Source organism: Streptomyces shenzhenensis, assembly GCF_021462265.1.
Taxonomy (GTDB): Bacteria; Actinomycetota; Actinomycetes; order Streptomycetales; family Streptomycetaceae; genus Streptomyces; species Streptomyces shenzhenensis.
In genome coordinates this window covers 26571-39506 of record NZ_JAJONF010000064.1, presented here as the reverse complement: position 1 = coordinate 39506, position 12936 = coordinate 26571, and the positions used below count along the sequence as shown (strand labels likewise).

Sequence of the window (12936 nt, the reverse complement as noted above, 5' to 3'; positions counted from 1 at the left end):
GAAAGGCCCACGCCATCACGGCGTGGGCCTTTCTGCGTTCACGGCGGCGTTTAAGCTCTGAGGCATGCGCTACGACCTGGTTATCTTCGACAACGACGGCGTCCTCGTCGACAGCGAGCCCATCTCCAACCGGCTCCTGGCCGCCTGTCTCACCGAGTTGGGGCACCGGACGTCCTACGAGGACTCCATACGGGACTACATGGGATCCGCGATGCACCGGATCCATGAGCTCGTCCTGGAGCGCACTGGGCAGCGGCTGCCGGACGACTTCGACGATGTCTTCCATGCGCGGGTGTTCGCCGCCTTCGAGGAGGAGCTGAAGCCCGTGGCGGGGGCGGCCGGGGTACTGGAGCAGCTGGCGGCGGACGGGGTGCCGTACTGCGTGGCGTCGTCGGGGAGCCATGAGCGGATTCGGGTGGGGCATCGGACGACCGGGCTCGACGGGTGGTTCGACGAGTCGCGGATCTTCAGCTCACAGGACGTGGGGCGCGGAAAGCCGGCGCCCGATCTCTTCCTGTACGCGGCGGAGCGGATGGGGGTCGCGCCGGGGCGGTGTGCCGTCGTGGAGGACAGTCCACTGGGGGTGCAGGCGGCTGTGGCGGCCGGCATGGACGTGTACGGGTTCACGGCGATGACACCGGCCGACCGGCTGCAGGAGGCCACCCAACTCTTCTCCGACATGGCGCAGTTGGTTGACCTGCTGGAATGACCGGGGGCATGACGACAGGGCTGACAATTGTCATGCCGAGCTCCGGACGATCGTTTCTACTGGGGAACCCCGTCCGGCCGCGAAGCTGAGGGCATGACGAAGACGACGAACACCGAGTCCCAGAGCAAGCAGCAGCCCAGCGTGCTGGAGAACCTCCGGCCGCTGCTCGTGGATGTGGCGGTACCCCTCGGGTCGTACTACTTCTTCAAGGGGGCCTTCGGGATGGGCACCTTCGCGGCGCTCGCCTGGAGCAGCGTGGTGCCGGCCGTGCGGACGCTCTGGAGTGTGGTGAAGGAGCGCCGGGTCAACGGGCTGGCGGCGCTCATCCTGGTCGTGAACGTGGTCGGGCTGGCGCTGAGCTTCGTCTCCGGTGACCCGCGGCTCATGCTCGCCAAGGACGGTGCGGTCAGCAGCACCATCGGGATCGGGATCCTGGTGTCGGTGGCGCTGGGCAGGCCGATGATGACGGCGGGACTGAAGCCCTTCCTGCTGAAGGGCGACGCGGCCCGGGAGGCCGCCTGGGAGCGGCTGGCGTCCGGCACCGCGGCCCGGTCGGCGGAGTTCCTGCGCAAGGAGCGGGTCTTCTCCGTGATCTGGGGTCTGGTGCTGGTGGCGGAGTGCGTCGCCCGGGTCGTGGGCGCCTACACGATCCCCGTGGCCACCATGGTCTGGCTGAGCTCGCTCCTCCTGGTCGTCGCGATCAGCCTCGGCATGGTGCTCTGCGCAAGGGCGGCCGCCGAGCCGATGGCGTGCCTGATCACCGACGAGGTGAAGCGTCAGGAAGCCGCGCAGGAGCAGGCGCGGGAACAGGAGCTCGCGGTCGCCGCCTGAGCGGCAGGAAAGTAAAGCTGAAGGAAATTCATCTTTGGCTGGATCTACCCACGAGTACGCCGGGGCCCTACGCTCGCCGCCATGACAGATGTGCTGCGGCGCGGCAGGGCCTCGCTGGCGTTCAGCTTCTTCACCCAGGGCGCCACCTTCGCGCTGCTGGTGACGCGCATTCCCGCCATCCAGGACCGGTACGGCGTCTCCGACGCGCTGCTGCCGGTCTTTCTCGCTGCCGTGCCCATCCTGGCCGGCGTCGGCAGTGTCACCACCGAGCAGTTGGTGAAGCGAATACGGCCGAGCCTGCTGCTGCGCTGGTCCCAGCCGGTGGTGATGCTGGCGCTGCTCGGGGCGGGGTCCGGCGGGGTGATGGCCGAGCTGGCGGTGGCGCTGGGCGTGTTCGGGCTGGCCGTGGGTGCGCTGGACGCCTCGATGAACATGCTCGGGGTGAGCCTGCAGCGGACGTACGGGCGCAGCATCATGCTCAGCTTCCATGCCGCGTACAGCCTCGGCGGGATCCTCGGGGCGTCGCTGGCCTGGGTGGGGGCGCACTGGCATCTCGCGCTGTGGGTGTCGTACCTCCCGGTGGTCGCGGTGCTGCTGCCGGCCGCGCTGGTGGGGAGCCGGTGGTACGTGGACGGTGATCCCGCGCCGGTGGAGGACGGGGCGGCCAGCGGGGACGGGGGCGCGGGCGGTGTCGTCTTCAAGCTGCTGCTGCCGCTGTGTCTGGTGATGACCTTCGCCTACATCGGGGACTCGACCGTCTCAAACTGGAGTGCGAAGTACCTCAAGGACGTGCTGGGCAGCAGTGAGCAGCTCGCCACCGTGCCGTACAACGTGTACATGGTGACCACGCTGGTCGGCCGGACCATCGGGGACTTCGGGGTACGGCGGTTCGGTGCCGTGCCGGTCGTACGGCTGGGGGCGCTGGTGGCGGCGGCCGGGTTCGCGGTGGTGGCGACGGCGCCGGGAGCCTGGGTCGGTATGGCCGGGTTCACTCTGCTGGGGCTGGGGTTGTGTGTGCTGGTGCCGCAGACCTTCGCGGCGGCGGGCCGGCTGTTTCCGGGGGCTTCGGATGCGGCCATCGCCCGGCTGAACGTCTTCAACTACGTCGGGTTCCTGGTCGGCTCGCCGTTGGTCGGGGCGCTGGGCGATGCGTGGAGTTACCGCGGGGCGATGTCGGTGCCGATGGTGTTGGTGCTGGTGACACTGGTGTATGCCCGTTCGTTCGCGACCAGGTCGGACCGATACGGTGGCGGGCATGAGCGGCCGCGCACAGCTGATGTGGGACGAGGCAGTAACGGGCTATGACTTCGGTCAGGGCCATCCGATGGATCCGGTCCGGCTGGCGTTGACCTGGGGTCTGGTCAGCGCCTTCGGGCTGGATCGGGTGATGGATGTCGTCGCGGCCAAGCCCGCCGGGGAATCGACGCTGCGGCTGGTGCACAGGGAGGACTACATCGAGGCCGTGAAGGCGGCTTCGGCGGATCCCGGGGCGGCCGATCAGTCGTACGGGCTGGGGACGGTGGACGATCCCGCCTTCGCCGGGATGCACGAGGTGTCCGCGCTGATCGCCGGGCAGTCGGTGGGGGCGGCGGAGGCGGTCTGGCGTGGGAACGTCGATCACGCCGTGAACTTCGCGGGTGGGCTGCACCATGCGATGCCGGGGGCCGCGTCCGGGTTCTGCATCTACAACGACGCCGCGCTGGCGATCGCGCGGTTGCTGGAGCTGGGCGCCGAGCGGGTCGCCTACGTGGATGTGGACGTGCACCACGGGGACGGGGTGCAGGCCGCGTTCTGGGAGGATCCGCGGGTTCTGACGATCTCGCTGCACGAACATCCCCGTACGTTGTTCCCGCAGACCGGATGGCCGCAGGAGGTCGGCGCGGGGGCGGGGGAGGGCGGCGCGGTGAACGTGGCGTTGCCGGCGGGGACCGGGGACGCGGGGTGGGTGCGGGCGTTTCACGCCGTCGTGCCGGAGCTGGTCGCCGACTTTCGGCCGCAGGTGCTGGTGACCCAGCACGGGGCCGATACCCATTTCGAGGATCCGCTGGCTCATCTGGCGGTGTCGCTGGATGCGCAGCGGGCGGTGCAGGTGGCGTGTCATGAGCTGGCGCATGAGTACGCCGGGGGGAAGTGGGTCGCGTTGGGCGGGGGCGGGTACGAGGTGGTGGATGTCGTGCCCCGGTCGTGGACGCACCTGGTGGGGATCGCGGCGGGGCGGGAGGTTGCGCCTGAGACGGTGGTGCCTGAGGCGTGGCGGCAGGAGGTGTTTGCCCGGACTCGGCAGTTGGGGCCTGGGCGGATGACGGATGGGCGGTGGCCGGTGGGGTGGGCGGCGTGGGAGGTGGGGTACGACCCCGCTGATCGCTTGGATCAGGCCGTGCTGGCTACTCGGCGGGCGGTGTTTCCGCTGCGGGGGTTGTTGGCGTAGGGGTTTTCTCGCCCCCGCCGCCCCTGCCCGTCCCGTCCTCCAGGGGGTGGGCCCCCTTCGACCGCCCGGTTCGGGGGCTGCCGCCCCCGGACCCCCGCATCGGCCTGAACGGCCTCGTCCTCAAACGCCGGACGGGCTGGTGGTGGGTGCGGACCGGCTTTCGTCCGCAAGCAGCTACCGGCTTTCCTGGTCAGATGCCGGGCGGGCTGGCCTTCGTCCGCAAGCGCCGGGTGGGCTGGTGGTGGGTGCGGGACGGTCTTGGTCCGCAAGCGCCGGGTGGGCTGGTGGTGGGTGCGGGCCGGTCTTGGTCCGCAAGCGCCGGGTGGGCTGGTGGTGGGTGCGGGACGGTCTTCGTCCTCGAGTGCCGGGTGGGCTGGTGGTGGGTGCGGGACGGTCTTCGTTCGTAAGCGTTGGGCGGGCTGGGGGGTTGGGGTGGGGCCGGCTTTCGTTCTCGGGCGGTGGGTGGGCTGGTGGGGGTGCTCGGCGGCTTTCGTCTGTAGGCGCCGGGCTGGCTTTGGGGGTGTGGGTTGGGTTTTGGGTTACGCCGACTGTGCGGTGTTCGGGTGTTTTGGGGGTCTGGCGGGGTGGGGGCCGTCAGGATTTGTGGGGTGGTGAGTGGTGGTGGGCTTCGGGCGTACTTGGTGGGGGCTGGGCTGGCGGGGGCGGTGGGGACCTCGCGGGAGTGGAGTCTTCGGAGTTATCGGCTGTTCGCTGCTCGGGATCCTCGGGTGCTGATCGGGATCGATCCGCAAGGGAGGTGGGATGAGCGGGAGTTGGTTCGGTTGATGGCGGCCAAGTGTGGGGTTTCGGACGATCCACGGTGTGTTTCAGGGCATGATGTGATCGATCCCGACTTGACCGTCGCCCGGCTGGACGCGTTTGCCGAGCGGGTGGGGGCCGTGGCCCGGCGGCGGGCTCCCGTGTTGTTCGGAACCGGGCATCCGCACCGGCTGATCGGGTTCTACGCCGGTCTCGCGGACGCTCTGTCGGCGGCGGGATGTGAGATTCTCACCCCCGCGCAGGGTCGCTGTGTCGACATAACGACCCGGTTCGGTCTACGTACGTGCAACCTCGATTACGTACGAGGAGTCGGGTTCGTGCGAGAAGTGGGCCGTGGGCGCCCCGGTTGTGCGCCGGGGGCACATACGCATTCGCCGTTGCCCGTCCGGGTGGCGCTGGATGCCGCGGCGGAGCGGGGAGGGCCCTTGCCGGAGTTGGTGGTCGGGGATCACGGGTGGGTCTGCGGTGCAGGTCAGCTGGGGTTTGAGGCGATTGGGCTGGCGGATACGGATGACCCCGCGCTCTTCGTGGGGGAGGCCGAGGGGGCGGTGTCCGTGGCCGTTCCGGTTGATGACGGCGTGCGGTCCGACTGCTACACGCCGCTTACCCGCTACGTACTCAATCGAGCGTGTCTGTCACAGTAGGCCGCCGATGGGTGCACCTCTTCCCCACTCGCATCACCCGCCCCTACATTGGGGAGTGAGCACGCAACGACGAAGAGTCACCGGAAGGGGAAGCCGGTGGCCCGTCGAGTGCGGAAGGTTCAGGTGTGTCATGGCAGCTGGCGAGAGGCCTCTGAACGAGGTTGTGTTCCTTACCGTGGCGGAGGTCGCCGCGGTGATGCGAGTGTCGAAGATGACCGTGTACCGGCTGGTGCACAGCGGTCATCTGCCCGCGATTCGGGTGGGGCGGTCCTTCCGCGTCCCCGAGCAGGCGGTACACGACTACCTTCGCGAGAGTTACGTGGGGGTGGAGACCGCCTGACGACGGTTTCGGGAGGGCCGGAGCACCTCGATTACGAGCTCAGCGCTCGGACGGGTAGGCTAGCCCCTCGTAGGTCGTATGGGCCCATGATGCCCAGCACCGAGTGATGAGAAGTGAGCGAGGGTAGTCGTGGGCTCTGTTATCAAGAAGCGGCGCAAGCGGATGGCCAAGAAGAAGCACCGCAAGCTGCTCAAGCGCACGCGCGTTCAGCGTCGTAACAAGAAGTAGGTACGGCGCCGAGCCGCGAGAGCTCGTGTGTGGCCCCCCACCAGTACGGTGGGGGGCCACTGCGTTTTCCGGCCGTTGCGGCCTGTCGTGGCCCGTCGTGGGGCATGCCGGCGCAACAACGACCCGCTAAGTTGGCCCGCATACGGGAACACGGAAGAAAGGCGCTGATCTTGGGGAAGGTCGTGCTCGTGACCGGAGTGGCCCGTCAACTCGGGGGCCGTTTCGTACGGCGGATCCAGCGTGATCCCGAGGTGGACCGGGTGGTCGCCGTGGACGCGGTGCCGCCCGAGCACCATCTGGGCGGGGCGGACTTCATCCAGACCGACATCCGGCAGCCGACCATCGCCCGGGTGCTGGCCGAGAGCGGTGCCGACACCGTCGTCCACATGGACGTGACCGGCACGCCGCTGGGGAGCGGGAGCCGGACCACCGTCAAAGAGACCAATGTCATCGGGACGATGCAACTGCTCGGTGCCTGTCAGAAGTCGCCGAACGTCAAGCGGCTGGTGATCAAATCCAGTACGAACGTGTACGGGTCCGCACCGAAGGATCCGGCGGTCTTCACCGAGACCACCCCGCCGAAGTCCCTGCCCAGCGGCGGGTTCGCGAAAGACACGGTGGAGGTCGAGGGATATGTGCGCGGGTTCGCCCGGAGGCGGCCCGACGTGGCGGTGTGCGTGCTGCGGTTCGCCAATATCCTCGGGCCGACCGCGGACTCTCCGCTCGCCTCCTATTTCTCGCTGCCGGTGCTGCCCACCGTCTTCGGGTACGACCCGCGGCTCCAGTTCGTGCACGAGGACGACGTCATCGAGGTCCTGCGGATCGCCTCGCACGAGCCGGAGCGGGGGACGCTGAACAGCGGCACGTTCAACATCGCGGGTGACGGGGTGTTGCTCCTCTCGCAGTGTTCGCGGCGGCTGGGGCGGCCCACCGTGCCGTTGCTGCTGCCGGCGGTCACCTGGGCCGGGTCCCTGGTGCGGACGCTCGGCATGAGCGACTTCTCGCCCGAGCAGATCCGGCTGCTGACGCACGGCCGGGTGGTGGAAACCGTCCAGATGCGCGAGACGCTGGGATTCCGGCCGAAGTACACGACGGCGGCGACGTTCGCGGACTTCGCGCGCGCCCAGGTCCCGGGGCTGCTGCCGCCCCAGGTCGTGGCCGCGGCCGTCGACCGGATCGCCGCGCTGCCCGCCCTCAGCGGCGGGCGGGCGTCGACGAGGACCCCGACGCAGAACCCGACCCAGAGCGCCAACTGAGGAGCGCAGCAACGATGGCGGACGCCAAGGTCATTCCGTTCGACGACGACCGGTCCCGCGGGGCTGCCGTGCAGCGGCCGGCCCGGCGGCGGGCCGCGGGGAGCCGGCGCAAGGGCGGTGCCGAGCAGGCGGCGGTGCGCGAGCCCGCGGCGGCGGTGCGCGAATCCGCCGTGGTGCGTGAGGTGTCGCCTCTCGCCGGGCGGATCCCCGCGCAGGAGGATGTGCATGTGACCCGGGAGAACCCTGAGGCGGGCGTGAAGCAGCCGCACGACGAGGCAGGCCTGGAGCAGCGCGTCGCGCGCGGACTCGCGTTTCTGCGGCGGCGGCTGACCGGGGAGTACGAGGTCGACGACTTCGGGTACGACGAGGAGCTGACCGACCAGGTCCTGATGTCCCTGCTGCGGCCGGTGTACGAGAAGTACTTCCGGGTCGAGGTGAAGGGCATGGAGAACATCCCGGCCGAGGGTGGTGCGCTGATCGTCGCCAACCACTCCGGGACGCTGCCGCTGGACGGGCTGATGATGCAGGTCGCCGTCCACGACCGGCATCCGGCGAATCGTCACCTCAGGCTGCTCGCGGCGGACCTGGTCTTCGTGCTGCCGGTGGTGAACGAGCTGGCGCGGAAGCTCGGGCACACGCTCGCGTGCGCGGAGGACGCCGAGCGGCTGCTGGGGCAGGGGGAGCTGGTCGGGGTGATGCCGGAGGGGTTCAAGGGCATCGGGAAGCCGTTCAGCGAGCGGTACAAGCTCCAGCGGTTCGGGCGGGGCGGGTTCGTGTCCACCGCGCTGCGGCAGGGGGTGCCGATCATTCCCTGCTCGATCGTGGGGGCCGAGGAGATCTACCCGATGATCGGCAACGCGAAGACGCTGGCTCGGGTGCTGGGGATTCCGTATTTTCCGCTGACGCCGACGTTTCCGTGGCTGGGGCCGCTGGGGGCGGTGCCGTTGCCGACGAAGTGGACGATTCAGTTCGGGGAGCCGATCCTCACGGATGGCTATCCGCCGGAGGCGGCCGAGGATCCGATGCTGATGTTCAACCTGACGGATCAGGTGCGGGAGCAGATTCAGCACACGCTGTACAAGTTGCTCGTGCAGCGGCGGTCGGTCTTCTTCTGACGGCTTTACCAGCGGGTTTTCCCGGCGGCTTTTTTCTGGCGGGTTCTTCCCGGCGGTTTTTCTGAGTCGTGATGCTGGGGAGACGGGGTGCCCCTCGGCTGAGAGGCACCCCGTCTTCGTCAGTTGCCGGCGTCCTCGCTGTCGATGCCCAGCCCTGGCAGAAGCCCTGGCAGGAGCGGCGGCAGGGTCACGTCCGGTGCGGGGGACGCGCTCTTCGACGGGGACTGGCTGCTCGAACCGGTCTTCGGAGGATCGAGCAGCCCGCCCGTGCTGCCGCCGATCAGCCCCTCACCGGTGTTGCCGGAGGCCGAGCCGCTGGGGCTGCCGTTGCCCGTGTCGCGGCCCGAGGAGGAGTTGCCGGAGGACGGGGACGACGATCCGTGGCTGCCGGAGGAGCCGGTGGACGCCGTGCCGGAGCCCTGCTTTCCGGTGCCGCCGCCGGTGCCCTGGGACGGCTGGGGGAGCAGGGACTGCAGCGGGGCGACCTCTTGGTCTATGGCGTCGAAGACGGACGACACCTGCTGGCTGACGTCCCCGAGCTGGACCGGGAGCTTCTCGCGCAGGGCGCCCCAGGCCTCGCGGTGGGACTGGGCGAAGACGGACAGGGCCTGGATGGGACCCAGGGAGTCCGGATCGCGCTCGTACGCCTCGTGGAGCAGGCGGTGGCCCTCGGTGACGTCCTGCCGCATGCCGGACAGGGTGCGCCGGATCTCACCGATCGACTCGTGGTCGAGATGGCCGCCGCGGCCCCGCTCCATCAGCCGGCGGGCCTCCATCAGCCGGGTCGAGGCCTGGTCGAGGTAGGTCTGGCCGCGCTGGTCGTCGCCGTCGGTCAGATAGTTGAGCTTGAAGTCCTCGATGCCGCGTTTGAGGCCGTACAGCGAGTCCCCGGGCAGGGCGTCGGAGCTGGCGGCGGCGACCCCGCCGAAGGCTCCGGCGGCCACGCCGACGCTCAGGCCGCCCGCGGCGAGCCCCTTGGTGAACCGGGAACGCGGTCGCAACTTGCCGAGCGGGCTGGCCCGGTGCGCGCCTTTGGAACGGGCCGGTCGCCCGTCGGTCTCCCGCCATCGCCCTTCCGCGGAAGCCGCTTCGCTCCCTCTGTTCTGGGCGGGTACCGAAGCGTCCGCCGCCCCGCCCAGGGTGCCCTCCGCCAGCATGGCCTCCATCGCGGCCACCAGCTGGGCTCGCTGGACGACCTTGACCTCCGGGTCGAGCTCCGGCTTGGGCAGTGCGGCCAGCCCTGTCGCCAGGGCCAACAGCTTGCCCTGCTCGGTCCGTTCGGCCCCGCCCGGGGCGGCCGGTGGATCGCCCGCCGGTTCTCCGGACCGCTCGGCCGCCGGTTCCCGGTCGGGCTGCTCCTCCAGGGCCTGGGCGAAGGCGTTCGCCCGCCGGTGGGCCGATACGTTCGCGATCACTGGCGGCACCTCCTCTCGTCATGACGGTCGACTCCCTAGGGGGTCCTGAGGGTTGCACGCCCTCGACCAGTCCACACGATCGGGTGATCTGGGCTGGTCGGACGTGACCACAGGGAGCCTGTATCCCGCACAACGAGCGGCTCGGCACTTCGGTTACGCACGGCCGGTGATCGGCTGAGAAAGACAACACGCTTTGACGGAGCGCGAGTTGGCGGTCGCCCAGAGTGGCCGGTTCAGCGGGCGTCGTCGGGGAGGAGCCGGGCGAGCGTGCGCACGGCCCGGTACTGGAGGGTCTTGATGGCGCCCTCGTTCTTGCCCATGACGCGGGCGGTCTCGGCGACCGAGAGGCCCTGGAGGAAGCGGAGTGTCACGCACTCCTGCTGCTGGGGGTTGAGGCGCCGTACGGCGTCGAGCAGGGCCGCGTTGGAGAGGGACTCCAGGACGGAGTCCTCGGGGGAGCGCTCGACCTCGTTGGCGTCGAGCATCTCGCCGGTGGTGACCTCCAGGCGGAAGCGGCTCGACTTGAAGTGGTCGGCGACCAGGTTGCGGGCGATGGTGACCAGCCAGGCGCCGAAGTCACGGCCCTGCCAGGTGAAGGTGCCGATCCTTCTGAGGGCCCGCAAAAACGTCTCGCTGGTGAGGTCCTCGGCGGTCGCCTTGCCGCCGACCCGGTAGTAGATGTAGCGGTAGACGGTGTCGCTGTACTGGTCGTAGAGGCGGCCGAAGGCGTCGGCCTCGCCGGCCTGGGCGCGCTCCACGAGGTCCATCATGCGGGCGCTGTCGCTGTCCGCGGCCGGACGGCGGGCGGTGGTGGCGGCGCCGGTGGTGCGGCCGCGTCTGCTCACGCCCCGTCCGTCGCCGGACCGGCGGCCCTCGACGACGGTGCCGCGCGCCGGCACCTGTTCCATGCCGTCGGCCAGTGCGTAGCACGGGCCGACGGGGGCGGCGGTGGCGAGGGCGGGGACGGCGTACGCGGTCGGGACAAGGCCGCGCAGCGTCTCTTTGACCGCCGCGACTGTTGCGCGCAGCGTAGCCAGGCCCGAGGCGTCAACCCCGACGTGTGGGTACACGGGACTCCCAGAGGCAGAGCTTCCATCACGTGCAGTACGGAACCTTTCACTCGTCGTAGCGATGGAAAGGAACCGGTTTGCGTCTGAGGAGAATAACGCTTCGTACAGGCACTGCTACACCGAGTTGCTCAAATCATCGATTGCTTCGCTTCCGTAACCCTTTGGTGGCGTCTCGCGAGCCCTAGGTTGATCGGTTGTTGAACGGAAACGTGCGGGTTTCGACGATGTGCGGGGCGTGTGGAGGTGACGGCGCGACAATCCGGGGCGCGCGGGGGGTGGGGGCCGGGGGTGGGGACGCTTACCGGCGCTGGCAGGGTGCCTCCCGCGCCCACCCTCCCCCACTCTCGGCTTCGCTCGAGCGGGGGGACCCCCATCGCCCCAGCGGCACGACTGCCCGCGGCTATGTGAGACACGGCTGGGCAGCGCGCCCCTCAGGGGCGCGGGGAACTGCGCGATCAGCCACGACGCACCCGCGGCCGGGAGTCGGTCCGCGGTACTGCGACGATGTCCTGCTCGGCCGGCGCCGAACTATCGGCGCCGGCGGCTCAGCGCGATCGCCGCCGCCGTGCCACCGGCAACCGCGCCGACGCCCGCCGCCGCCGGGATGCCCACCTTCGCCGCCTTGCGGCCGGTGCGGTAGTCGCGCAGGCGCCAGTCCAGCTCGCGGGCGTGCTTGCGCAGCTTCGTGTCCGGGTTGATGGCGTAGGGGTGGCCGACCAGGGAGAGCATCGGGATGTCGTTGTGGCTGTCGCTGTAGGCGGCGCAGCGGGAGAGGTCCAGGCCCTCCGCGGCGGCCAGGGCGCGTACCGCCTCCGCCTTGGCCGGGCCGTGCAGGGGCTCGCCGACCAGCTTGCCCGTGTAGACGCCGTCCACCGATTCGGCGACCGTGCCCAGTGCGCCGGTCAGGCCCAGCCTGCGGGCGATCACGCCGGCGATCTCCACCGGGGCGGCGGTGACGAGCCACACCTTCTGGCCGGCGTCGAGGTGGGCCTGGGCCAGGGCGCGGGTGCCGGGCCAGATGCGCTCGGCCATGTACTCGTCGTAGATCTCCTCGCCGATGGTCTGGAGCTCCGCGACCCGGTGGCCCTTGACGATGGAGAGGGCGGAGTCGCGGGCGTCCTGCATGTGCTCGGGGTCCTCGACGCCGGCCAGCCGGAACCACGCCTGCTGCCAGGCGAACCTGGCGAGGTCGCGGGTCTCGAAGAACTTGCGTTTGTACAGCCCGCGGCCGAAGTGGAAGATGGCGGCGCCCTGCATGACGGTGTTGTCCAGGTCGAAGAACGCGGCGGCCTTGTCGTCGCCGAGCACCGGGAACTCCGGTTCCGTGGCGTCCTTCGGCGGTGCCGTCGTTTCCTGGTTCTTGCGCGCTGCCTCCGCCGAGGCCTCGCCTGCCAACACGCTCCGCGCCGTGGCAGAGCGCCTACGGGGAGTGAGCCATCCGAGAGCGGCCATGTCGTGAGCATAGCCAGTCCGTTCGGGGGTTCCGGGGTCACGGGAGTTGGATGGGTGTGAACTCTCCGCGACCGGGTCGTTAAACAAAGCGAAGAACCCGTGCAGAAGGCGGCGGACATGCCCTGCCAGGGGCGGGACAATGGGCGTCATGAGTCCCCTCTTTGGCCGGAAGGCGCCCGCGCCGAGTGCGCGATCGGTCACCCTCATCCGTAAACCCGGCTGCCATCTGTGTGATGACGCACAGGCCGTGGTCGAGAAGGTGTGCGGCGATCTCGGAGTGTCCTGGGAGCGGAAGGACATCACCCAGGATCCGCAACTGCACGATCTGTACTGGGAACAGATCCCGGTCGTACTCGTCGACGGCGAACAGCACACCTTCTGGCGCGTGAACGAGGAACGGCTCCGCAAGGCACTGACCGACTAGTCCAAACCGGCTGCGAAGTCGCTTAGGATCGATGGCGGCTTGGTCTCGGGGGCGGGATTCGTAAGGAGTGTGTACGGTTTTGCCCCCATCGGAGAGGGAGCGCGGACGCTTGTGTGCCGGTTCCGCAGGACTGCGCCGGGGGCGCGTGACCCCGGTCACGTTGGCCGGGCAAATCGGACACCATCTTTGTGCACGCGTTCACAAAGACATAGCCTGCTGTCGACGGGGCGGTCTGGGTACGTGT

Annotated in this window: 13 protein-coding genes; 10 read left to right on the top strand and 3 right to left on the bottom strand. The window is 69.6% G+C overall.

The annotated features are described in order from the left end of the window. The first annotated feature begins 64 nt into the window (after positions 1–64). From LQ326_RS43165 to LQ326_RS43125, 9 genes are all read left to right on the top strand, one after another. Positions 65–709 carry an HAD family hydrolase gene (locus LQ326_RS43165; RefSeq protein WP_234544556.1) on the top strand — a complete coding sequence of 215 codons (645 nt, stop codon included), beginning with the start codon at positions 65–67 and terminating at the stop codon, positions 707–709. A 93-nt stretch (positions 710–802) separates the two neighbouring features. Beyond that, entirely contained in the window at positions 803–1540 is a 738-nt protein-coding gene (locus LQ326_RS43160; RefSeq protein WP_234544555.1) for a VC0807 family protein, read from the top strand. 81 nt (positions 1541–1621) lie between these two features. Further along, a complete protein-coding gene (locus LQ326_RS43155) occupies positions 1622–2845 on the top strand; it encodes an MFS transporter (RefSeq protein ID WP_234544554.1) in 1224 nt (407 codons plus the stop codon). Then, positions 2796–3968 carry an acetoin utilization protein AcuC gene (locus LQ326_RS43150; RefSeq protein WP_234544553.1) on the top strand — a complete coding sequence of 391 codons (1173 nt, stop codon included), beginning with the start codon at positions 2796–2798 and terminating at the stop codon, positions 3966–3968. Before LQ326_RS43155 ends, LQ326_RS43150 begins: the two co-directional genes overlap by 50 nt. Positions 3969–4576: 608 nt before the next feature. Next, positions 4577–5392, top strand: a complete 816-nt coding sequence (locus LQ326_RS43145; protein ID WP_234544552.1) for a phosphatase — start codon at positions 4577–4579, stop codon at positions 5390–5392. Between the two features lie 130 nt (positions 5393–5522). After that, on the top strand, positions 5523–5732 hold the full coding sequence (locus tag LQ326_RS43140) for a helix-turn-helix domain-containing protein (RefSeq protein WP_234544551.1): 210 nt from the start codon (positions 5523–5525) through the stop codon (positions 5730–5732). 129 nt (positions 5733–5861) lie between these two features. Then, complete coding sequence (locus tag LQ326_RS43135) at positions 5862–5960, top strand: 30S ribosomal protein bS22 (protein ID WP_003948845.1); 99 nt, start codon at positions 5862–5864, stop codon at positions 5958–5960. 170 nt (positions 5961–6130) lie between these two features. Continuing rightward, complete coding sequence (locus tag LQ326_RS43130) at positions 6131–7216, top strand: NAD-dependent epimerase/dehydratase family protein (protein ID WP_234544550.1); 1086 nt, start codon at positions 6131–6133, stop codon at positions 7214–7216. 14 nt (positions 7217–7230) lie between these two features. Beyond that, on the top strand, positions 7231–8331 hold the full coding sequence (locus LQ326_RS43125) for a lysophospholipid acyltransferase family protein (RefSeq protein ID WP_234544549.1): 1101 nt from the start codon (positions 7231–7233) through the stop codon (positions 8329–8331). Between the two features lie 119 nt (positions 8332–8450). On the opposite strand, the gene LQ326_RS43120 is transcribed toward LQ326_RS43125, so the two are convergent. The 3 genes from LQ326_RS43120 to LQ326_RS43110 all read right to left on the bottom strand — a co-directional run bounded on the left by LQ326_RS43120 (position 8451) and on the right by LQ326_RS43110 (position 12268). Further along, positions 8451–9746 (bottom strand): DUF5667 domain-containing protein, encoded by a 1296-nt coding sequence (locus tag LQ326_RS43120; protein ID WP_234544548.1) that lies wholly within the window; start codon positions 9744–9746, stop codon positions 8451–8453. A 233-nt stretch (positions 9747–9979) separates the two neighbouring features. Further along, entirely contained in the window at positions 9980–10816 is an 837-nt protein-coding gene (locus tag LQ326_RS43115) for an ECF subfamily RNA polymerase sigma factor, BldN family (protein ID WP_234544547.1), read from the bottom strand. A gap of 528 nt (positions 10817–11344) precedes the next feature. Then, the gene (locus tag LQ326_RS43110) at positions 11345–12268 is read right to left on the bottom strand and encodes an HAD family hydrolase (RefSeq protein ID WP_234544546.1); all 924 of its coding nucleotides are present in this window, start codon (positions 12266–12268) and stop codon (positions 11345–11347) included. A 139-nt stretch (positions 12269–12407) separates the two neighbouring features. On the opposite strand from LQ326_RS43110, the gene LQ326_RS43105 reads away from it, so the two are divergent. After that, positions 12408–12692 carry a glutaredoxin family protein gene (locus LQ326_RS43105; RefSeq protein ID WP_234544545.1) on the top strand — a complete coding sequence of 95 codons (285 nt, stop codon included), beginning with the start codon at positions 12408–12410 and terminating at the stop codon, positions 12690–12692. The last annotated feature ends 244 nt before the right edge of the window (positions 12693–12936 follow it).

What these genes read in the sequence shown, in the direction of transcription:
- LQ326_RS43150 (WP_234544553.1), top strand. Translation starts at nt 2,796, where the DNA reads ATGAGCGGCCGCGCACAGCTGATGTGGGACGAGGCAGTAACGGGCTAT.
- LQ326_RS43165 (WP_234544556.1), top strand. Translation starts at nt 65, where the DNA reads ATGCGCTACGACCTGGTTATCTTCGACAACGACGGCGTCCTCGTCGAC.
- LQ326_RS43110 (WP_234544546.1), bottom strand. Translation starts at nt 12,268, where the DNA reads ATGGCCGCTCTCGGATGGCTCACTCCCCGTAGGCGCTCTGCCACGGCG.
- LQ326_RS43125 (WP_234544549.1), top strand. Translation starts at nt 7,231, where the DNA reads ATGGCGGACGCCAAGGTCATTCCGTTCGACGACGACCGGTCCCGCGGG.
- LQ326_RS43155 (WP_234544554.1), top strand. Translation starts at nt 1,622, where the DNA reads ATGACAGATGTGCTGCGGCGCGGCAGGGCCTCGCTGGCGTTCAGCTTC.
- LQ326_RS43160 (WP_234544555.1), top strand. Translation starts at nt 803, where the DNA reads ATGACGAAGACGACGAACACCGAGTCCCAGAGCAAGCAGCAGCCCAGC.
- LQ326_RS43105 (WP_234544545.1), top strand. Translation starts at nt 12,408, where the DNA reads ATGGGCGTCATGAGTCCCCTCTTTGGCCGGAAGGCGCCCGCGCCGAGT.
- LQ326_RS43140 (WP_234544551.1), top strand. Translation starts at nt 5,523, where the DNA reads ATGGCAGCTGGCGAGAGGCCTCTGAACGAGGTTGTGTTCCTTACCGTG.